This window comes from Halogeometricum sp. S3BR5-2, assembly GCF_031624635.1.
GTDB lineage: Archaea > Halobacteriota > Halobacteria > Halobacteriales > Haloferacaceae > Halogeometricum > Halogeometricum luteum.
This window is the reverse complement of record NZ_JAMQOQ010000005.1, coordinates 63,866-83,283: the sequence shown is the minus strand read 5'-3', so window position 1 is coordinate 83,283 and position 19,418 is coordinate 63,866. Positions and strand designations below refer to the sequence as shown.

General features: G+C 69.8%; 21 protein-coding genes. 11 read left to right on the top strand and 10 right to left on the bottom strand.

The genetic code is table 11. The features are described 5' to 3' along the window. The first annotated feature begins 53 nt into the window (after positions 1-53). Positions 54-1,178: an ORC1-type DNA replication protein gene (locus tag NDI79_RS17025; protein ID WP_310929833.1), complete on the top strand. Its 1,125-nt coding sequence runs from the start codon at positions 54-56 to the stop codon at positions 1,176-1,178. 19 nt (positions 1,179-1,197) lie between these two features. Here the strand turns inward: NDI79_RS17025 and NDI79_RS17020 are convergent, their stop codons facing one another. Next, positions 1,198-1,983 (bottom strand): SDR family oxidoreductase, encoded by a 786-nt coding sequence (locus NDI79_RS17020; protein WP_310929832.1) that lies wholly within the window; start codon positions 1,981-1,983, stop codon positions 1,198-1,200. A 110-nt stretch (positions 1,984-2,093) separates the two neighbouring features. Here NDI79_RS17020 and NDI79_RS17015 point away from each other — a divergent pair, with 110 nt between their 5' ends. Beyond that, positions 2,094-2,798, top strand: a complete 705-nt coding sequence (locus tag NDI79_RS17015; RefSeq protein ID WP_310929831.1) for an SDR family oxidoreductase — start codon at positions 2,094-2,096, stop codon at positions 2,796-2,798. A gap of 21 nt (positions 2,799-2,819) precedes the next feature. On the opposite strand, the gene NDI79_RS17010 is transcribed toward NDI79_RS17015, so the two are convergent. Continuing rightward, positions 2,820-3,548, bottom strand: coding sequence for an SDR family NAD(P)-dependent oxidoreductase (locus NDI79_RS17010; protein WP_310929830.1), 729 nt, complete (start codon positions 3,546-3,548; stop codon positions 2,820-2,822). A 100-nt stretch (positions 3,549-3,648) separates the two neighbouring features. Here NDI79_RS17010 and rpiA point away from each other — a divergent pair, with 100 nt between their 5' ends. Continuing rightward, the gene (rpiA, locus tag NDI79_RS17005; protein WP_310929829.1) at positions 3,649-4,344 is read left to right on the top strand and encodes a ribose-5-phosphate isomerase RpiA; all 696 of its coding nucleotides are present in this window, start codon (positions 3,649-3,651) and stop codon (positions 4,342-4,344) included. Here the strand turns inward: rpiA and NDI79_RS17000 are convergent. After that, entirely contained in the window at positions 4,338-5,150 is an 813-nt protein-coding gene (locus tag NDI79_RS17000) for a hypothetical protein (RefSeq protein WP_310929828.1), read from the bottom strand. The two genes, rpiA and NDI79_RS17000, sit on opposite strands and share 7 nt — an antisense overlap. Before the next feature lie 117 nt (positions 5,151-5,267). Beyond that, on the bottom strand, positions 5,268-5,435 hold the full coding sequence (locus tag NDI79_RS16995) for a DUF1931 family protein (protein ID WP_006055446.1): 168 nt from the start codon (positions 5,433-5,435) through the stop codon (positions 5,268-5,270). A gap of 233 nt (positions 5,436-5,668) precedes the next feature. Between NDI79_RS16995 and larB the strand changes: the two genes are divergently transcribed. The 4 genes from larB (at position 5,669) to NDI79_RS16980 (ending at position 8,086) form a co-directional block, all read left to right on the top strand. Next, entirely contained in the window at positions 5,669-6,484 is an 816-nt protein-coding gene (gene larB / locus NDI79_RS16990; protein ID WP_310929827.1) for a nickel pincer cofactor biosynthesis protein LarB, read from the top strand. A 194-nt stretch (positions 6,485-6,678) separates the two neighbouring features. After that, positions 6,679-6,828, top strand: coding sequence for a DUF7563 family protein (locus tag NDI79_RS23640; RefSeq protein WP_425499626.1), 150 nt, complete (start codon positions 6,679-6,681; stop codon positions 6,826-6,828). A gap of 168 nt (positions 6,829-6,996) precedes the next feature. Next, positions 6,997-7,839 (top strand): 5'/3'-nucleotidase SurE, encoded by an 843-nt coding sequence (surE, locus tag NDI79_RS16985; RefSeq protein WP_310929826.1) that lies wholly within the window; start codon positions 6,997-6,999, stop codon positions 7,837-7,839. A gap of 4 nt (positions 7,840-7,843) precedes the next feature. After that, entirely contained in the window at positions 7,844-8,086 is a 243-nt protein-coding gene (locus NDI79_RS16980) for a GIY-YIG nuclease family protein (protein WP_310929825.1), read from the top strand. Positions 8,087-8,094: 8 nt separating this feature from the next. On the opposite strand, the gene NDI79_RS16975 is transcribed toward NDI79_RS16980, so the two are convergent. Together NDI79_RS16975 and NDI79_RS16970 are read right to left on the bottom strand one after the other, a co-directional pair. Further along, on the bottom strand, positions 8,095-8,871 hold the full coding sequence (locus tag NDI79_RS16975; protein WP_310929824.1) for a cupredoxin domain-containing protein: 777 nt from the start codon (positions 8,869-8,871) through the stop codon (positions 8,095-8,097). Positions 8,872-8,995: 124 nt separating this feature from the next. Continuing rightward, entirely contained in the window at positions 8,996-9,556 is a 561-nt protein-coding gene (locus tag NDI79_RS16970) for an NADPH-dependent FMN reductase (protein ID WP_310929823.1), read from the bottom strand. A 150-nt stretch (positions 9,557-9,706) separates the two neighbouring features. Between NDI79_RS16970 and NDI79_RS16965 the strand changes: the two genes are divergently transcribed. Further along, on the top strand, positions 9,707-11,080 hold the full coding sequence (locus NDI79_RS16965; protein WP_310929822.1) for a phosphoglucomutase/phosphomannomutase family protein: 1,374 nt from the start codon (positions 9,707-9,709) through the stop codon (positions 11,078-11,080). Here the strand turns inward: NDI79_RS16965 and NDI79_RS16960 are convergent. After that, positions 11,073-11,474 (bottom strand): GNAT family N-acetyltransferase, encoded by a 402-nt coding sequence (locus NDI79_RS16960; protein WP_310929821.1) that lies wholly within the window; start codon positions 11,472-11,474, stop codon positions 11,073-11,075. The two genes, NDI79_RS16965 and NDI79_RS16960, sit on opposite strands and share 8 nt — an antisense overlap. Positions 11,475-11,484: 10 nt before the next feature. Then, a complete protein-coding gene (gene samp2 / locus NDI79_RS16955; RefSeq protein WP_310929820.1) occupies positions 11,485-11,691 on the bottom strand; it encodes a ubiquitin-like small modifier protein SAMP2 in 207 nt (68 codons plus the stop codon). Between the two features lie 137 nt (positions 11,692-11,828). Between samp2 and NDI79_RS16950 the strand changes: the two genes are divergently transcribed. Continuing rightward, a complete protein-coding gene (locus NDI79_RS16950; RefSeq protein WP_310929819.1) occupies positions 11,829-12,809 on the top strand; it encodes a replication factor C small subunit in 981 nt (326 codons plus the stop codon). Here the strand turns inward: NDI79_RS16950 and NDI79_RS16945 are convergent. Together NDI79_RS16945 and NDI79_RS16940 are read right to left on the bottom strand one after the other, a co-directional pair. Next, the gene (locus NDI79_RS16945; protein WP_425499632.1) at positions 12,806-15,007 is read right to left on the bottom strand and encodes a sensor histidine kinase; all 2,202 of its coding nucleotides are present in this window, start codon (positions 15,005-15,007) and stop codon (positions 12,806-12,808) included. The genes NDI79_RS16950 and NDI79_RS16945 overlap by 4 nt on opposite strands. A gap of 165 nt (positions 15,008-15,172) precedes the next feature. After that, positions 15,173-15,661 (bottom strand): TspO/MBR family protein, encoded by a 489-nt coding sequence (locus tag NDI79_RS16940; RefSeq protein ID WP_310929817.1) that lies wholly within the window; start codon positions 15,659-15,661, stop codon positions 15,173-15,175. A 169-nt stretch (positions 15,662-15,830) separates the two neighbouring features. Here NDI79_RS16940 and alaS point away from each other — a divergent pair, with 169 nt between their 5' ends. After that, entirely contained in the window at positions 15,831-18,599 is a 2,769-nt protein-coding gene (gene alaS / locus NDI79_RS16935) for an alanine--tRNA ligase (protein WP_310929816.1), read from the top strand. Between the two features lie 158 nt (positions 18,600-18,757). Continuing rightward, on the top strand, positions 18,758-19,396 hold the full coding sequence (locus NDI79_RS16930; RefSeq protein WP_310929815.1) for a DUF7504 family protein: 639 nt from the start codon (positions 18,758-18,760) through the stop codon (positions 19,394-19,396). Positions 19,397-19,418: the final 22 nt, after the last annotated feature.

The following is a 19,418-nucleotide window of genomic DNA, read 5'->3' as shown; positions in this document are numbered from 1 at the left end:
TTCACTCCGGCGCTGGGGAACGGTTAAGTAGACTGCTCTGCGTGATTCAACCGATGAGCGAGGACCCCGAAGAGGGGATGCTGTCGTGGGACGAGACGGTGTTCCGCGACGAGCACGTCTTCGAGATAGACTACGTTCCGGAGACGTTCAACCACCGCGAGACGCAGTTGCAGAGCCTCAAGTACGCGCTGCGTCCGGCCGTCCGGGGGTCCCGCCCGCTCAACACCACCGTCCGCGGTCCGCCGGGGACGGGCAAGACCACCGCCGTCCAGAAACTGTACGGCGAACTCGGCGCGCAGTCGGGCGTCCGCGCCGTCCGCGTCAACTGTCAGGTCGACTCCACCCGGTACGCCGTCTTCTCGCGCATCTTCGAGCACATCTTCGAGTACGAACCGCCCTCCTCGGGCATCTCGTTCAAGAAGCTGTTCGGACAGATAACCGACAGGTTGGTCGAGGAGGACGAGGTGCTCGCCGTCGCCCTCGACGACGTGAACTACCTGTTCTACGAGAACGAGGCCTCCGACACCCTCTACTCGCTGCTCCGCGCCCACGAGACGCACTCGGGGGCGCGCATCGGCGTCATCATCGTCTCCTCGGACCTCGCCTTGGACGTCATCGACGAACTCGACGGGCGCGTCCAGAGCGTCTTCCGGCCCGAGGAGGTGTACTTCCCGGTGTACGGCGTCGACGAAATCGTCGACATCCTCCGCGGGCGGGCCAAGCGCGGGTTCCACGACGGCGTCGTCGGCGCCCCCGAACTCGACCGGGTGGCCGAACTCACCGCCGAGAGCGGCGACCTGAGAGTTGGAATCGACCTGCTCCGCCGCGCCGGCCTCCACGCCGAGATGCGCGCCAGTCGGACCGTGACGCTGGAGGACGTCGAGGCGGCCTACGACAAATCGAAGTACGTCCACCTCTCGCGCTGTCTCCGCGGCCTCTCCGACTCCGAACGCGCCCTCGTGCGCGTCATCGCCGAGTACGACGGCGAACAGGCCGGGACCGTCTACGAGGCGTTCCGCGAGGAGACCGACCTCGGCTACACGCGCTACTCCGAAATCGTCACCAAACTCGACCAACTCGGCGTCATCGACACCGAGTACGCCGAGATAGAGGGGCGCGGGCGCTCCCGGTCGCTCTCACTGGCGTACGACGCCGACGCCGTCCTCGACAGGCTCTGAGCTCGGCTCAGACCGGCTCTTACTGCGTGTTCGCCATCCCGCCGTCCACCGAAATCGACTCGCCGTTCACGTACCCCGAGAGGTCGGAGGCGAGGTAGAGCGCCGCGCCCGCCACGTCGTCGGGCGTCCCGTTGCGGCGGGTCGGGTTCGCCTCCGTGAACCCGCTCTCGGCCTCGGTGCCGAATATCGGCACGTCGTCGGTGGTCATCGTCGTCTCGATGAGCCCCGGGTGGACGGCGTTGACGCGGACGCCCTCGGGACCGAGGCGGGCCGCGAGCGCATACGTCATCAGGCGGACCGCGCCCTTCGAGGTGCAGTAACTGACGAAGTCGGCCGACCCGCGCAGACCGGCGACGCTGGAGAGGTTGATGATGCTGCCGCCGTCGCCGTCCCCGCCGTCCTCGACCATCCGGTTCGCCGCCGCGCGCGCCCCGTAGTAGACGCCGCGGACGTTGACGTCCATCGTTCCGTCGAACACCTCGTCGTCCTCGGCGAGGAACTCCTCGGCGCGGAAGATGCCCGCGTTGTTCACCATCACGTCGACTCCGCCGAACTCGTCGGCGGCGTCCATCGCGTCGAGGTGGTCGTCGTACCGGCTCACGTCGCATTCGACGAACGCGGCGCTCGCGTCCGTTTCGGCCTCGATTCGCTCGTGAGTCGGCTCGTCCCCCTCGCGCGGGTCCTCCTGGATGTCCGCGACGACCACGTCACAGCCCTCCTCGGCGAAGCGCAGCGATATCGCGCGTCCGATTCCGCTCGCCCCGCCCGTCACGACCGCCGTCTCGTCCGTCAGTAGTTCTCGCATGGATAGCGCTAGCACGCGCCCCGTAATGTATCTGTGAGCACACGTTGGCTCGCCGGAACGAGCGACCGAGCGGGGCCGACTTACATCATCTCTCCCGCCGATATTCGGCCATGGACGACCAGCGAGTCGCCGTCGTGACGGCGGCCGGACGCGGTATCGGCGAGGCGTGCGCGCGACGACTGACCGAGGACGGCTACGTGCCCGTCCTCCTCTCGAAGTCGGGCGCGGCGGTGGACGTGGCCGAGGACCTCGGCGGCGTCGGATTCGAGGGTTCCGTCACCGACTCCGACGACTTGGCGGCCCTCGTCGAGGCCGCGACGGAGCGGTACGGCCGCATCGACGCGGTGGTGAACAACACCGGCCACCCGGCGACGGGCGACCTCCTCGACATCGACGACGAGGCGTGGCACGACGGCTTGGACCTCGTGCTGTTGAACGCCGTCCGCACGGCGCGACTCGTCACGCCGGTGATGCGCGAGAACGGCGGCGGCGCGTTCGTGAATATCTCGACGTTCTCTGCGTACGAACCGAGCGCGGAGTTCCCCGTCTCCTCCGTCCTCCGGGCGGGCCTCGGCGCGTTCACGAAACTGTACGCCGACCGCTACGCCGCCGACGAAATCCGCATGAACGCGGTCCTCCCCGGATTCGTCGACAGCTACGACGTCGAGGAGGCGACCCGCGAGCGGATTCCGATGGGCCGACCGGCGCGCACCGCCGAGATAGCCGACACGGTGGCGTACCTGCTCTCGCCCGCCGCGAGTTACGTCACCGGTCAGAACGTCCGCGTCGACGGCGGCCTGACGCGGAGCGTCTGAGGCGGCGGCCCCTGCCGGGGTTCACAGGAACTCGATGTCGCCCGGCCCGTTCGTGACGTGCGCCTCGAACGTCATCGTGCTCACGTCCTGTTCGACGAGACGCCAGTACGTCTCGGCGATGTCGTCGGGGTGGAGGTAGGCGGACTCGTCGTCCACCGCCCGGTTCGGCGGGAGAATCCCGCCGTCGAGGACGACATGCGCGACGTGGACGCCCTCCGAGCCGAGTTCCTTCGCCATCGACTCGGCCATCCCCCGCGCGCCGAACTTCGCCGCGGAGAAGGCCAGCGCTCCCTCGCGTCCCCGGACGGCGGAGGTTGCGCCCGTGAACAGCACCGTCCCGGCCTTCTCGTCGCTCTCCGTCTCGCCTCGCTCCAGCATGTCGTCGACGGCCTCCTGCGCGCAGACGAACGCGCCGCGGACGCCGACGGCCGTCGCGTGGTCGAGTTCCTCGACGGAGAGTTCCCGCAGGCCCTTCCACGAACCGCTGCTGGCGTGGTTGACGAGCACGTCGACCGGACCGAACGCTTCGCGCACCTCGCCGAACGCCGCCCGAATCTCGTCCGGTTCCGCGAGGTCCGTCGGCACCGCGAGCGCCTCGCCCGGCCCCTCCTCCAACTCCGCGGCGAGTTCGTCGAGGTACGACGCCGACCGCGCGAGAAGGGCGACCGAACAGCCCTCCGCGGCGAATCTGCGGGCGATGGACGCTCCGAGTCCCGGACCGACGCCGGCGACGACGGCGACGCGTGTCATACTTTCGGGGGAAGGCGGCCAGCACCAAAACGGTGGGCGGGGCGTGCGCGGGCGACGCGAGAGCGCAACGCTTGTGCGGGCCTACCGCGACCCACCGGGTATGAAGACGACCGGCGGAAGCGACGACCAGAAGCGCCGCGCGGCCGAACGCGCGGCCGACCTCGTCTCCGCGGGCGAGACGGTCGGACTCGGCACCGGAAGCACCGCGGCGTTCGCCGTCCGCGCCCTCGGCCGGAAACTCGAATCGGGCGAACTCGACGGCGTCCGCGGCGTCGCCACCTCGTTCGCCTCGCGCCAACTCGCCCGCGACTCCGAGATTCCCCTCCTCGACCTCGACGAGGTGGAGACCATCGACATCGCCATCGACGGCGCCGACCGGGTCGACTCGGACGGGAATCTCATCAAGGGCGGCGGCGCGGCCCACGCCCGCGAGAAGGTGGTCGACGCGGCGGCCGACCGCTTCGTCGTCGTCGCCGACCCCTCGAAGGTCGCCGAAACGCTCGACCGGGCGGTGCCGCTCGAAGTGCTCCCCGCCGCTCGAACGCTCGTCTCTGGGCGCGTCGCGGACCTCGGCGGCGACCCGGTGCTCCGGACCGCGGAGCGGAAGGACGGACCGGTCGTCACCGACAACGGGAACCTCGTGCTCGACTGCGACTTCGGAGCCGTCGAGGACCCCGAATCGCTCGCCGACGACCTCTCGGCGACGCCCGGCGTCGTCGAACACGGCCTGTTCGTCGGACTTGCGGACGAGGCGTACGTCGGCACCGAGGACGGCGTGGACGTGCGGACCTATTGAGGGAACTCGCGCAGTCCGCGGAGCGTCCTGACGAGGCCGTCCGGGTCCGTCACGTCGTCGGCGCGCGCGTCGAGGTCCGTCAGCGGCCCCCATCGGCGACGGAGAATCAGTCCGCCTTCGACCCGCTCCACCCCCCGAATCCGGTCCCACTCGTAGAACGTCGTCGTCTTCCCCGACTCGACGGCGACGCCGCGGTCGTACGCCCGGAAGGTCCGGCGACGGTTCTTCTGCAGTTCGAGGCCGAACAGTCCCGAGAGCGCCGCGGTGAACGCCATCTGGAGCGAGGACGAATCGGGCAGGACGGTGAAGGAGAGGGCGAAGTACGCGACGAAGGCGGCGACGGCGAGCGTTCCGACCGTCTGTTCGTCGTGCCACCACCTTCTCCGCGGACGCGCCTCCCACGTCGTCGCGGGCGTCCGCCCGGCCGTCGCTCGTTCGGCCCGTTCGGTCGCGGCGACGGTCCACGCGGCCGCGCTGCCGACGCATCCGACGACGACGCCGGCGAGGGCGACGAAGACGACTCGGCCGGGGACGTCCAGTTCGACCAGGGTGACCGTCGAGACGGCGAAGACGGCGGGAATCCACAGTAGGACCGGACCGACCCGCGACGCGCCGAGTCGGGCGGCGGCGTCATCGGTGCCGAGGGCGTAGCCGGCGCCGCCGGCGACGAGCGACCCTCCGACGACGGCCGTGGCGACGGCGATGGAACCCGCACCGACGAGGAAGAGGGCGGCAACGACGGGCGCTACGACCGTGCCGGCGGCGAACGCGGCGAGACCGAGGGCGAACTTCGGCGGGCGGGACACGAGCGACGCTACGCGGAGGCGGCTTCTGTAGCTGTCGGTGCGGTGACGCGTCTGCCGAGCGGCGGCAGGGCTACGCGGGCGGCGTCGAAAGAAAGATACGGGGTTTGGGGACCCGGATTACAGGTCGCGGGGCTGGACCGTCTTCCGGTCGTTCTCTTCCGCACGGCGGGCGGCGTCTTCGAGCAGTTCTTTCACTTCCTCGTCGAGCGCGTCGTAGAAGTCAGAAGCGACGTTCTTGTCGTTGAGCGCTTCCTTGACGGCTGCCTTGACAATAAGGTCTGCCATACAGCCACCAGTTCTAGGGCCTACTTAATAAGATTTCCCAAATCGGCCGCCTCTCCGCTCATATCCGCGAGATATGGCCTTTGGGAGGGGACGGATTTATATAGAGGGAGGTCGCATAAGGGGGTTCGCCCGTTCACGGGCGCCACGGGGTCCGAGACGCCCGCGAAGTCGGTTTCGGGCGACCGCCGGCCCGAAGCGATAGGTAGGTGGGCCTCGGCCGCGAACGCCCGTCCATGCGAGACATCTTGGAGGCCGTCGCGGCGGGTGACCTCGACCCGGCCGTCGCGGAAGCGCGCCTCTCGGGGTACGCGACGACGGGCGCCGGGCGGTTCGACGCCGCCCGAGAGACGCGGCGCGGCGTTCCCGAGGCCATCCTGGCCGAGGGGAAGACGCCCGAGGAGGCGGCGACGCTGGCGACGGCGGCCGTCCGGTCGACCGGACGGGCCGTTCTGACGCGCGCGGCCGACGCCCACGTCGACGCCGTCGTGGACGCGTTGGACGAGACGGCGACGTTCGACCGGGACGACCGGGCGAGGACGCTCGTCGCGCGCGCGCCCGACTACGAGCCACCGACGCTGGAGGCGACGGTCGGTCTGGTAACGGGCGGCACCTCGGACGCGGAGGCCGCCGGCGAGGCGGCGGTCATCCTCGAAGCGATGGGGGCGACGGTGACGCGCGTCGAGGACGTGGGCGTCGCCCACCTCGGCCGCGTTCTCGACCACCTCGATACCCTGCGAGACGCGGACGTCCTCGTCGTCGCCGCCGGCCGCGAGGGCGCCCTCCCCACCGTCGTCGCCGGACTCGTGGACACCCCGGTCATCGGCCTCCCCGTCTCGACGGGGTACGGCTACGGCGGCGACGGCGAGGCGGCCCTCGCGGGGATGCTCCAGTCCTGTACCATCATCTCCGCGGTCAACATCGACGCCGGGTTCGTCGCCGGCGCGCAGGCCGGCCTCGTCGCCCGTGCGGTGAGCGACGCACGCGCGGCGAACGAGGACGGGGGCGACGAGAGCGACCGGAGCGACCTGAGCGACGCCAGCGGGCGCTGAGGGCCCGACCGGTCGGTCGGCCACTGCGGAGCGCCGGCGGTTCGCACGGTCGTGCCACACAGTATCAGACACGCGTCCGATTCCGTACCCCTTCACTGGACGTTTCGCAAGGCGACGCGCACGCGCGCGAAGGCCTTTACGTGCGGCGGCCGTAGCCGAGATACCGGCACACGTGGTGGCTGCCGGACTCAACAATGCCAACTTGCGACCACTGCGGGTCGCACGTGTCTGAGCGCTTCGCGCGCGTGTTCACCGACGGTAACGGGCGTCTGCTCGCCTGTCCAAACTGCTCGGCGAACGCGGGCATCGCTGAAGTCGCGCGACACCGAACCCGCACTGCCTGAGCCGCTGAAGCGGAGGAAAGACCACCACGCGAAGCCGTAACCTCTTGTACGCGGCCGGCCTGAACCACCGGCCCGTCTTCGACCCGTAAGCGACGGCTCCGGGGAGACGTCCCCGCGCCGCGCAGACCAGAAGCGCTACTTGGCTCCCCGCGTACCCTCCGGTAATCGATGAGTGACGGACGGTCCATCCTGCTGACGAACGACGACGGTATCGACGCGCCGGGCATCGCCACCCTCCGCGAGGAACTCACCGCCCTCGGCGACGTCACCGTCGTCGCCCCCGACGGCAACCAGAGCGGCGTCGGCCGCACGCGCAACCACGCCGCCGTGGTCCGCGAGCACCCGTGGGGGTACGCCCTCGGCGGCACGCCCGCCGACTGCGTCGCCTACGGCCTCCGCGGCCTCGACACCGAGTTCGACGTCGTCGTCTCCGGCGTCAACGACGGCCCGAACGCCGGCAACTACGTCGTCGGTCGCTCCGGCACCGTCGGCGCGGGCATCGAAGCCGCCTTCCTCGGCACGCCCGCCTTCGCCGTCTCCGCGTACCACTCGACGGACTTCTTCCTCTCGCCGCCCGAGGAGTACGATTTCGCCCGACCCGCCCGCGTCGCCGTCGCCCTCGTCGAACGCGCCCTCGCCTCGGGCGTCTACGACGACGTGGACCTGCTGAACGTCAACGCGCCCGTCGACGCGCCCGAACCGCCGGTGATGCTCACCGAACCGCACCACGACTACGGGCAGGAGGTCGTTCGCGTCGACGAGGAGGACGGGGAGGACGAACTCGCGCCGGACGAGCACCGCGTCGAACTCCACGACCGGACGTGGCCCGACGCCGTCGGGTGGGAGAACCCCTTCCCCCTCGCGGAGACGCACCGCGACCGCTACCCGGTGGGGTCGGACCGCCGCGCGATGGTCGACGCCGCCGTCAGCGTCTCGCCGCTGACGGTCACTCACGCCGTCCCCGACAGCGCCCGCCTCGCGGACGTGGTGGAGACGCTCGAAGTCGAGTGAGAGAATGGGAGCGCACTACGTCTACGTCCTCCGCTGCGCGGACGACTCGCTGTACACCGGGTACACCACGGACGTGGCGCGCCGCGTCGCGGAACACGACGCCGGCGAGGGGGCGAAGTACACCCGCGGTCGGGCACCCGTCGAACTCGTTCACACCGAGTCCTACGAGTCGAAGTCGGCGGCGATGTCGCGGGAGTACGAGATAAAACAGCTCTCGCGGCCGCAGAAGGAGCGGTTAGTGGAGTAGCCCTCAGTTCACATCTGCAACCGCTTGCTCTCGGCGGAGATATCCTCCCACGGGACGCTCCCCGCCTCGACGATGGTTTCGGGGTCCAGCGCCGGGTCCGACAGCACCGTCGCCGACGTCTGGAACGGCGGGCGCGGGTCGCCGTGGGCGGGTTCCGCCGTCGACACCGGTTCCGCGCCCGGTCCGGTCGCCTCCCCGACGACGAGGCGCATCGCCATCCCGTACGGTTCGTGGGGCGCGCAGTAGAGGTCGTAGACGCCGGGGGTCTCGAAGCGGTACAGCCAGTAGGTGCCGCCGCCGAGGACGGGCGAGGAGATGGCGGGCACGCCGTCGGGAATCCGCTGCGTCCGGCCGAGCGACGGGTGGTAGGCCGTCACCGTGTGGTCCGGCGTCGCGAGGGCGAACTTCACCACCGACCCCGCCTCGACGAACAGGCCCGAAGGCTCGAAGTAGAACTCCGGAATCGGCGCGCCCTCGCGTTCGCCGATGAGCAGTTGCACCTCGGCGTCGGGTTCGACCGGCGCGGGCGCCTCGGGCGTCGCGCCGACGAAGCCGAACTGCGGGTCGAGACCGGTCCACCCCTCCGACCCCGTCTCGGTCGGTGTCTCGGTCCCGCTCCCCCCCTCACTCTCCGTCGGCGTCGGCGTGTCCGCCGCGGCCGTTCCGTCGCCTCCCACGCATCCGGCGAGTCCGACGGCGCCGGCGCCCACCGTCGCGAGGAACCCGCGCCGGGCCATGTGTCCGCCGTCGCCACTCGTATCGGATGATATACCATTTCGAACCATCACTATTCCCACCACTCGGACCGAGATATACGTTTCCGAGAGTCGTGCTGTTACGAGGCACGGAAAAGAACTGGTCGATGCGGGCGCTGCGGACCTCGCGCGTCGGCCGCGACGCGAACGCGACTCAGTCGCCGGCGCTGGCGGCGCGTTTCCGCTTGCCCTGGAGGCGTTCGGCCTCCTCGACGACCGACTCCGCGAGGGAGACGAGGCGGCGGCGCACGTCCTCGTCGGTGAGTTCCTCGCCGTCGTAGACGTTGTAGGCGCCGCGGACGCCGACCTGTTCGGGGACGACGCGGCCGTGGACGCCGCGGACGGTGCTGCGCATGTGCTCCAAAGTCGCGCCGTAGGACCCCCCGCCCGCGGTGGCGAGGAGGCCGACGGCGGTGTTCTCGAACTCGTCTTTCGAGCAGTAGTCGTGGAAGTTCCGCCACGTCGAGGAGTACGACCCGTGGTAGACCGGCGACCCGATGACGAGGCCGTCCGCCTCGCGGACGAGTCGGGTGAGGCGTTCGGAGTCGCCCTGTTCGTCCTCGTCGGGGTGGTAGAGCGGGAGGTCCACGTCGCCCAAGTCGAGCATCTCCGTCTCGGCGCCGGCCTCCGCGGCGGCGTCGAGGACGATTCCGAGCGACTTCAGCGTGTGACTCCCCTCGCGTCTGCTGCCGCAGACGGCGACGATACGTACCATTACCGTCGCTGAGGGTGCGACGAGCAAAAGCCCGTCGGCTTCCGGTCGAGGCGGCCGGTTTCGGCCGTCCCGACCGTCGGCCGGTTCGCGTCGCGGTCGCGAGCGACGGGGTCGCGTACCTTTTTGAGCGACGGCGGCGTCGGTCCCCGCATGGACGCCATCTCCTTCGGAACCGACGGCTGGCGCGCGACCTTGGACACGTTCACGGACGACCGGGTCCGCATCGTGGGGCAGGCCGTCGCCGACTACCTCTCCGACGAGGGGTACGACGCGCCCGTCCTCGTCGGCTACGACGCGCGCGAGACGTCGCCCGGGTTCGCGGAGTCGCTCGCGGAGGTGCTCGCCGGCAACGGCTTCGACGTGCTGCTCCCCGACCGGGACCGACCGACGCCCCTCGTCGCCCACGCCATCGTCGACCGCGGCCTCTCGGGCGCGCTGATGGTCACGGCGTCGCACAACCCCGCGGAGTACAACGGCGTCAAGTTCATCCCCTCCGACGGGGCCCCCGCCCTCCCGGAGGTCACCGAGGCCATCGAGGAACGCCTCGCCGAACCCGACCTGCTCCCCGAGGACGAACGCGGGTCCATCGAAGAGGTCGACATCGTAGCGCCGCACTTCGAGCACGCCCGCGAACTCGTCGACGCCGACCTCTCGGGGCTGACGGTCGCCTACGACGCCATGCACGGCAGCGGTCGCGGCGTCACCGACGCCCTCCTCGAATCGGCGGGCGCGGAGGTCGTCTCCATCCGCGACGAACGCGACCCCGACTTCGGCGGCACGCCGCCGGAACCGAGCGCCGAGAACCTCGAACGCCTCGTGGAGACGGTCGAGGAGCACGACGCCGACCTCGGCGTCGCCAACGACGGCGACTCCGACCGCGTCGCGTTCGTCACCCCCGAGCGCGGTCACCTCGACGAGAACCTCTTCTTCGCGGCCGCCTACGACTACATGCTCGAATCGGACTCCGGGCCGGCCGTCCGCACCGTCTCGACGACGTTCCTCATCGACCGCATCGCCGAGGCGCACGGCGAGGAGGTGTTCGAGACGGCTGTCGGCTTCAAGTGGGTCGCCGACGGGATGAAAGAGCACGACGCGCTGATGGGCGGCGAGGAGTCCGGCGGCTTCTCCATCCGGAACCACGTCCGCGAGAAGGACGGCGTCCTCATGGGACTGCTCGGTGCCGCCGCCACGGCCGAGGAACCGATGGACGAACGCGTCGACCGACTCCTCGACACCCACGGCGACATCGTCGCGGACAAGATAGGCCTGGAGTGCCCCGACGCGGAGAAAGACCGCGTCATCGACGAGTTGGACGACGAACTCCCCGAACAGGTCGCCGGTCGCGACATCGCGGAGGTCGTCACGCTCGACGGCTTCAAACTCCTCCTCGAAGACGGCTCGTGGCTTCTCGTTAGGCCCTCGGGAACGGAGCCGAAGATGCGCGTCTACGCCGAGGCGTCCAGCGAGGAGGACGTCCGCGAACTGCTGGAGGCGGGTCGGGAACTGGTCGCACCGCTCATCTGAGTCGACCCCGGAACCTGCCGTCTCCGGCCTCCGTTATCTCGAACCCCACCGCCTCGTAGAACGGCCGCACCTGTCCTCGAAACGTCGCCGTCAACGGTCCCTCGCTCAGCGCCGCGGCCGCCTCGACCAGTTCTCGACCGAGCCCCCGCGCCCGACGCGAGCGGTGTACGGCGATGTGGATTATCTCCGTCTCCGCCTCCGTCTCCCCGTCGCCCGGTGCCAGCACGCAGACGCCGACGAGTCGACTCCCGGCGTCGACGACGAGGACGCCGCCGGCCTCGATTCGCTCGCGAACCCGACCGGGGTCGACTTCGAGCATCGCGGCGTCCAGCAGTTCGACGGCGGCGTCCCGGTCGGCGGGGCGGGCGGGGCGTATCTCGGGTCCTTCGGGCACGTTTCGGCTCTCAGGCAGCCCCGCCCTTGATGAGGCGCAGAACCTTCACGCGGTCGGCCTCGACGGGTTGGTCCTCGGGGACGGGGGACCCGTCGACGAGGACGGACACCTCGTGGGGGCTGAGGTCGACGGCGCGGACGAGGTCCGCGTAGGTGCCGTCCGCGCCGACGGACACCTCCTCGACCCCCTCGCCGACGACTTCGACGGTGACGTGCATACCCCCTCTCCGCGCGGCGCGGTTTTCCCCGTTTCGCTCCCCGGCGCGCGGCGGGCGGCCGCCGTCGCGGGCGGGCCGCGACCCCGCGTCGGGTCCAACGCGGGTGCTTTATCACTCGCCGGGACCGACTCCGAGGTATGAGCGAGGCCGCGGACGCGGAGGGGACGACGGGTCGCGAAATCTGGATCGAGAAGTACCGACCGCAGACGCTCGACGACGTCTACGGGCAGGAGGACATCGTCGACCGACTCCGCTCCTACATCGAGCAGGACGACCTGCCGCACCTGCTGTTCGCGGGGCCGGCGGGCGTCGGCAAGACCACCTCTGCCACCGCGATTGCCCGCGCCGTCTACGGCGACGACTGGCGCGGCAACTTCCTCGAACTCAACGCCTCGGACGAGCGCGGCATCGACGTGGTGCGAGATAGGATAAAGAACTTCGCCCGCGCCTCCTTCGGCGGCTACGACTACCGCATCATCTTCCTCGACGAGGCCGACTCGCTCACCTCCGACGCGCAGTCGGCGCTCCGCCGGACGATGGAACAGTTCTCCGACAACACGCGCTTCATCCTCTCGTGTAACTACTCCTCGAAGATTATCGACCCCATCCAGTCCCGATGCGCCGTCTTCCGTTTCTCGCCGCTCGGCGACGACGCCGTCCGCAAGCAGGTCGAAGTCGTCGCGGACGAGGAGGACATCGAACTCACCGAGGACGGCCTCGACGCCCTCGTCTACGCCGCCGGCGGCGACATGCGCCGCGCCATCAACTCCCTGCAGGCGGCGGCGACGACGGGCGAGGTGGTCGACGAGGAGGCCGTCTACCTCATCACCTCCACCGCCCGCCCCGAGGACATCGAGGAGATGGTTCAGTCGGCCATCGACGGCGACTTCCTCGCCGCGCGGTCGAAACTGGAGACGCTCCTCGTCGACACCGGGATGGCCGGCGGCGACATCATCGACCAACTCCACCGCTCGGTGTGGGAGTTCGACCTCGACGAACGCGCCACCGTCCGCCTGATGGAGCGCATCGGCGAGGCGGACTACCGTATCACCGAGGGGGCCAACGAGCAGGTGCAGTTGGAGGCGCTGCTCGCGTCGCTGGCGGCGGCCGACGACTAAGACCCGGTCCGGAACTCGAAGCGCGCGCCGCCCGTTTCCGACTCCGTCACCGACACCGACCAGCCGTGCGCGTCGCCGATGCGGGAGACGATGGCGAGTCCGTAGCCGATGCCGTCCTCGCCGGTCGTCTCGCCGGGGTCGAAGACGCGTTCGCGGCGGTCGGGCGGGATGCCGACGCCGTCGTCCTCGACGTAGAACCCGTCTCTCCCTTCTTTTCCGTCGCCCGCGTCGTCGCCGCCGAGCGGACCCACGCGGACGGCGATGGGCCGGTCGCCGTCCGCCGCGCCGTGTTCCAGCGCGTTCCGAAAGAGGTTCCCGAGCAGTTCGGCGAGTCGCTCCTCGTCGGCCTCCACCGTCGTCGGCGTCGCCTCCAGCGACGCTCCCGGCGTCTCGACGGTCGCCCACGCGCGCCGGGCGGTCGTCGCCACGTCGACGGCGTCCGTCTCGCCCACCACGTTCCCCTGCCGGGCGAGCGACAGCAGGTCGTCGATGAGCCGCTCCATCTGCGCGAGGGAGTTCGCGACCGTCTCGAAGGACTCCTCGCGGTCGGTCTCGCGGGCGAGGTCGAGGTGGCCCTGCGCGACGGCCAGCGGGTTCCGCAGGTCGTGGCTCACGATGTTGGCGAACTCCTCCAACCGCTCGTTCTGCCGCTCCAACTCCGACTCGCGGCGCTTCCGCTCGGTGATGTCGGTGTACAGCGCGTACCCCCGGCCGTCGCTCGCGTCGGGGTCGAGGGGGACGACGTTGAGGATGAACTCCCGCGCGCCGTCGGCGGCGAGTCGCCGCACCTCCCCCCGGTGACGCTCTCCCCCGGCGACGCGCAGTTCGAGCGGGTCCGCCTCGTCGTCGGGAACGATTTCGTCGACGAGGTCGCCGCCCACGACGTCGACCGCGCGGCGTCCGAACCGCTCCTCGAAGGCGCGGTTGACGCTCTGGACGCGCGCGGTGCCTCCGTCGTCCACCTCGTAGGCGACGGCGGCGTCCGAGACGTGTTCGAAGAGCGCCGTCGAGCGGTCGCGCTCGTCGCGGAGGCTCTCCTCGGCGCGGATGCGCTCGGCGGTCACGGCGACGTGCGCCATCAGCAGTTCGGTGAGTTCCACGTCCGCCTCGTCGAACGCATTCGGCGTGTACGCGGCCGCTTGGAAGACGGCGATGTCTCCGACGGGGACGCTCACCCCCGAGCGGTAGTCGTCCTTCGTCGGCCGGGCGTCCTCGGCCTCGGCCATGTCTGTGACGAGGCGCGTCTGCCCGGTGTGGTGGACGTGCGCGGCGACGCCGCCGTCCTCCAGCGGTTTCACCTCCGCGCCGTCCTCGGGGAACTCCTCGGAGGTGGCCGCGGGGACGATGTACCCCCCCTCGACGACGCCGATATAGCTCAGGTCGAACGAGAGAATCTCGGCCGTTATCCCGACGGTCCGCTCGAACAGTTCCGCGAGGTCGGTGACGGCGGCGAGTTCGACCGTCCCGCGGTGGAGCGCCTCGATGCGCCCGCGACTCTCCCGGAGCGCCGCCTCCGATTCGATGCGCGCGGCCGTCTCGGCGACGTAGGAGACGAGCAGTTCCGCCAGTTGGCGGTCCGTCTCGTCGTACGCGCCGACCTCCGTCGAGATGGCCTGAAAGACGCCGATATCTCCGATGGGGACGCTGACGACGGAGCGGAACGCGGGGTCGTCCGGCGCGGCGGCGCCGTGTTCGCGGACGTCGTCGACGAGTTTCGACTCGCCGGTCCGGTAGGTCTCCCCCAGGATTCCCTGACCCAGCGGAATCAGGTCGCCCTCGTCGGTGGCGGTGTCGGTGGCGGAGACGCGGAAACTCCCGCCCACGTCGATGCTGATAGAGGAGTTGTCGAACGCGAGGATGCGCTCTGCGATGTCTATCGTCCGCGCGAACAGTTCGTCGGTCGTCTCGGCGGCGATGAGGGTCGAGGTGCCCTCGTACAGTCGCTTGAGTCGGCTCCGACCGTGGTCGCACCGTTCCGCGCGCGAGCGGAGCCACCGGATCTGCGTGCGGAGCGACGCCTCGTCGCCCCGCGGGACGAACGCGTCGAATCGCTCGGGCCGCGGCACCGACTCGGGGTCGCAGTCGGCGTAACAGACGACGGGAACGTCGAGGTCGAACTCCCGTTCCGGGTCGGTGACGACGGCGACGTCGACGGCGCGTTCGCCGGTTTCGGCCGCCGCCAGCGTCGCTATCCCCACCCCCGTCGTGGCGTTCGACGCGACGCCGCCGAGGGCGGCCGCGTCGTCCGCCGCGAGTCGTACGTGTTCAACGTCTTGCACGTCGGTCTGACTAAGGGAGACCCAGAATTCATATAACTGTTGCGGGACGTTCCCGCGTGCCGCGGTGGGATATCCCACGCCCGTTCAGTTTAGCGCCCAGAACCGGTAGTTGAGCGCCGTCGCGAACGCCACCCACCCGAGGTACGGCAGCATGAGAATCGCGGCCCGGCGGTCGACGCGTCCGAACAGGGCGGTCACCGCGGCGACGGCGCCGAGGAGAGGGACGATGACGACGAGGCCGTACAGCGTCGACCGCAGGCCGAAGAACGCGAACGACCACGCCGCGTTGAGGAGGAGGTGGCCGACGAAGGCGTACAGCGCCGTTCGGGCGCGCGGGTCCGCGGAGCGAGAGACGAGGAACGCCGCCGTCCCCATGAGGGCGTACAGCGCCGTCCACACGGGTCCGAACACCCAACTCGACGGGGCGAACGACGGTTGCGCGAGCGTCGCGTACCACGTTCCGACGGCCGACGCCGTCGCGACGCCGCCGACGACGCCGGCCAGTTCCGAGAGCAGTACCCATGCCGCCCACTCGACGACGGGTCTCCGCCGGATGGACTCGCGTATCTCCATGAACGAAAGGACGCTCGCGGCGACGTTAGCGGTGTCGACGGCGACGAGTCGTCGTCCGCGCGTCCGACGCTCTTTTCGCCCGACGGCGGCGGGAAACGAGGCCGAAATCGGCGCCTCCCGCGCCGCTTACCCGGAACTGTTTTACCCGGCCGTGGGTCAATCTGGTGTAATGAGCGAACTCGAAGAGGAGTACCGCCTCGACTACTTCGAGGAGGAGGGATTCCACCGGAAGCAGTGCCCGGTGACCGACGCGTACTTCTGGACGCGCGACCCCGACCGGGAGACCTGCGGGGAACCGCCCGCGGACGACTACTCGTTCATCGACAACCCGGGCTTCGCCGAGGAGTACACCTTAGAGGAGATGCGAGAGGAGTTCCTCTCGTTCTTCGAGGAGCACGGGCACGAGCGAATCGAACCCTACCCGGTCGCGGCGAACCGCTGGCGCGACGACGTGCTGTTGACGCAGGCCTCTATCTACGACTTCCAACCCCTCGTCACCAGCGGTCAGACGCCGCCGCCGGCGAACCCCCTGACCATCTCCCAGCCCTGCATCCGGATGCAGGACATCGACAACGTGGGGAAGACGGGCCGGCACACGATGGCGTTCGAGATGATGGCCCACCACGCCTTCAACGCCCGCGAGGAGGTGGGCGACGAGTACGCCTACTCCGGCGAGGTGTACTGGAAGGACGAGACGGTCGAACTCTGCGACGAGTTCTTCGAGCACATGGGCGCCGATTTGGAGGAGATAACGTACATCGAGGACCCGTGGGTCGGCGGCGGCAACGCCGGCCCCGCCTTCGAGGTGCTGTACCGAGGCGCCGAACTCGCCACCCTCGTCTTCATGTCGATGGAGCAGGACCCCGACGGCGACTACGAGATGAAGGACGGCAACCGGTACTCGCCGATGGACACCTACATCGTCGACACCGGGTACGGCCTCGAACGCTGGGCGTGGGTGTCGCAGGGCACCGCCACCGTCTACGAGGCGGTGTACCCCGACATGATCGAGTTCCTGAAGGAGAACGCCAACGTCTCCCTCTCCGAAGAGGACGAGGAACTCGTCCACCGCGCGGCGAAACTGTCCGGGTACCTCGACATCGACGAGGTGGACGACGTGTACGAGGCCCGCGGCGACATCGCCGACGAACTCGGCGTCGACGTCGACGAACTCACGAGCCTCCTGCGTCCCCTCGAAGACATCTACGCCATCGCCGACCACTGCCGCACTCTGGCATACATGTTCGGCGACGGCATCGTCCCCTCGAACGTCGGGACGGGCTACCTCGCGCGCATGGTGCTCCGCCGGACGAAGCGACTCGTCGACAACGTCGGCGTCGACGCGCCCCTCGACGAACTCGTGGACATGCAGGCCGAGCGACTCGACTACGAGAACCGCGACACCATCCGCGACATCGTGCGAACTGAAGAGCGGAAGTACCGCGAGACGCTCGAACGCGGCACGCGCAAGGTGCAGTCGCTGGCCGACGAGTACGCCGGGCGGGACGAGCCGATTCCGCTGGACGAACTCGTCGAACTGTACGACTCCCACGGCATCCAACCCGACATGGTGCGGGAGATAGCCGAGGAACGCGGCGCGACGGTGGACGTGCCGGACAACTTCTACTCGCTCGTCGCGGACCGCCACGAGGGCGAGGGCGCCTCCGAGGAGGCCGAGAAGCGCGAGCAGCGACTCGCGGACCTGCCCGACACCGAGAAGCTCTACTACGACGACCAGGAGCGCACGGAGTTCGAGGCTGTCGTCCTCGACGTCATCGAACGCGACGAGGGCTACGACGTGGTGCTCGACCAGACGATGTTCTACCCCGAGGGCGGGGGTCAACCCGCCGACCACGGCACGCTCTCGACGGACGACGCGACCGTACAGGTGTCCGACGTGCAGATTCGCGACGGCGTCGTCCTGCACCGCACGGACGCCGACCCCGGCAAGGGCGAGTTCGTCCGCGGGCAACTCGACGTGGAGCGACGCCGCCGTCTGATGCGGCACCACACGGCGACGCACGTCGTCGGCCACGCCGCGCGGCAGGTGCTCGGCGACCACGTCCGACAGGCCGGCGCGCAGAAGGGCGTCGACCGGGCGCGCTTCGACATCTCCCACTACGAGCGCATCACCCGCGAGGAGGTCAAAGAGATAGAACACGTCGCCAACGACATCGTGATGGCCAACAGCACGGTGCGGGCCGAGTGGCCGGACCGCCACCAGGCCGAGGAGAAGTACGGCTTCGACCTCTATCAGGGCGGGATTCCGCCGGGACGCAACGTCCGCGTCATCACCGTCGGCGACGACGTGCAGGCCTGCGGCGGCACGCACGTCAAGCGGACGGGCGACATCGGCGCCATCAAGATTCTGAACACCGAACCCGTGCAGGACGGCGTCGAGCGCATCGTCTTCGCCGCGGGCGACGCCGCCATCTCCGCGACCCAGCGCACCGAGGACGCCCTCTACGACGCGGCCGACGTCCTCGACGTCAACCCCGAGGACGTGCCGGAGACGGCCGAGCGGTTCTTCACCGAGTGGAAGGAGCGCGGCAAGACCGTCGACCGCCTGAAGTCCGAACTCGCGGAGGCGCGCGCCGCCGCGGAGACCGAAGAGATAGACGTCGACGGTACGCCCGCCGTCGTCCAACGCGTCGACGGCGACGCCGACGAACTCCGCGCGACGGCCAACGCCATCGTCGGCGAGGGCAAAGTCGCCGTCCTCGGGTCCGCCGCGGGCGGCAGCGCCCAGTTCGTCGTCGGCGTCCCAGACGGCGTGGGCATCAACGCCGGCGAAGTCGTCGGCGAACTCGCCTCCCGCGTCGGCGGCGGCGGCGGCGGCCCGCCGGACTTCGCGCAGGGCGGCGGCCCCGACGTCGACGCCCTCGACGACATCCTCGAAGAAGCGCCCGACGTGCTCCGTCAGGTCCTCGACGCCTGAGACCGGGTCCCGAATCCGAACCTGAACCGCCCCGATTCGACGGCGACTCTCCTCTCGTCTTCCGTCCTCCGCCTCTCATCCGTCCCCGCCGCGGTTCGGTTACGCCCCGCGGACACGACAAACAATTAAGGCTAGCTGTCGACGTGCCTACTCGGTAGATGGAACTCACCGAACGGGTGACCCGCGAGACGCGGGACGCCGCCGGCCTCCTCGTCCTCAGACCCGCGTCCGAGTCCGACTCGGACGCGACGTGCAGGCGCCTCCTCGCCGGCGGGTCGCGCCCCGTCAACCTCTTCGGCGTCTGCTTCTCGCGGCCGCCCGCGCGGTGGTACGACGACTGGGTGGCGGCCCTCGACGGTCCGCCCGCGAACGCCGCCGTCGTGACGACGCCGGATCAAGCGACGGACGAACTGCCCGACGGCGTCGCCGTCGAGACGGTGCCGACGCCGGCCGACCTGACGAGCATCGGCATGCGGGCGACGCGCTACACGGGTTCGTGGGCCGACGACTCGAACGCGGAGATAATCGTCTCGGTGGACTCGCTCGACGCGTTGCTTCGGCACGTGTCGCTGAAGGCGCTCTACCGGTTCCTGCACGTCCTCGTCGGCCGCCTCGACACTCTCGGGTTCGACGAACGGGGCGCCGAGAGCGCCGACGGACCGCGACTCGGCGCTCGAGGTCTGTTCTTCCTCGACCCGTCGACCCAGGAGGAGACGACGGTGACGACGCTGGAGAGCCTCTTTCACGGCGTGTTGTCGTACGAGGGCGACGGCGGGTGGCGACTGCGGACGCAGTAGGCAGTGAGAGTCGTGTCGGTGC